1 protein-coding gene and 1 rRNA gene are annotated in these 846 nt (G+C 66.9%); both read left to right on the forward strand.

What is annotated here, in order from left to right; translation table 11 throughout:
* Window positions 1-101, forward strand: a 5S ribosomal RNA gene (rrf, locus tag WFJ97_RS16420); the annotation flags it as partial.
* 194 nt (window positions 102-295) lie between these two features.
* The coding region (locus tag WFJ97_RS16425; RefSeq protein WP_336642265.1) for a hypothetical protein at window positions 296-846 on the forward strand (551 nt) is incomplete at its 3' end.

The raw sequence follows: 846 nt of genomic DNA on the forward strand, positions 1-846 counted from the left end.
TGAGGGAAACGCCCGGTTACATTCCGAACCCGGAAGCTAAGCCTCACAGCGCCGATGGTACTGCAGGGGGGACCCTGTGGGAGAGTAGGACACCGCCGGACTTCTTTTAAGTAAAATGGCCACCCAATGCTGGGTGGCCATTTTGCGTTTACAGGGATAGGAATCATCATGCCGGAAGACGACCAGCGCCGCCCGCGTCGCGACAACGACCGCGGAGCCCGCAACGAGCGCCCTTCCGGCGGACGACCGAACTATCGCGAAGGCGGCCAGCGCCGCGAGGGCGGCTATAACCGCGATGGTGGTGCTGCTCCGCGTCGCGAGGGTGGCTACAACCGCGACGGTGGCTCCGCGCCCCGTCGTGAGGGTGGCTACAACCGTGATGGTGGTGCTCCGCGCCGCGAGGGTGGCTATAACCGCGATGGTGGTTCTGCTCCGCGTCGTGAGGGCGGCTATAACCGCGATGGTGGTTCTGCTCCGCGTCGTGAGGGCGGCTATAACCGCGACGGTGGTTCTGCTCCGCGTCGTGAGGGTGGCTACAACCGTGAGGGTGGTGCTCCGCGCCGTGAAGGTGGCTACAACCGCGACGGTGGCTCCGCGCCGCGTCGCGAGGGTGGCTACAACCGCGACGGTGGCTCCGCGCCGCGTCGCGAGGGTGGCTACAACCGCGATGGTGGTTCTGCTCCGCGTCGTGAGGGCGGTTACAACCGTGATGGTGGTTCTCCTCGTCGCGATGGCGGTGCCCCGCGCCGTGAAGGTGGGTACAACCGCGACGGTGGTGCCCCGCGCCGTGAAGGTGGGTACAACCGCGACGGTGGTGCCCCGCGCCGTGAAGGTGGGTACAACCGC

Source organism: Microbacterium sp. USHLN272 (assembly GCF_037149655.1).
In the GTDB taxonomy this organism is placed as follows: domain Bacteria; phylum Actinomycetota; class Actinomycetes; order Actinomycetales; family Microbacteriaceae; genus Microbacterium; species Microbacterium galbinum.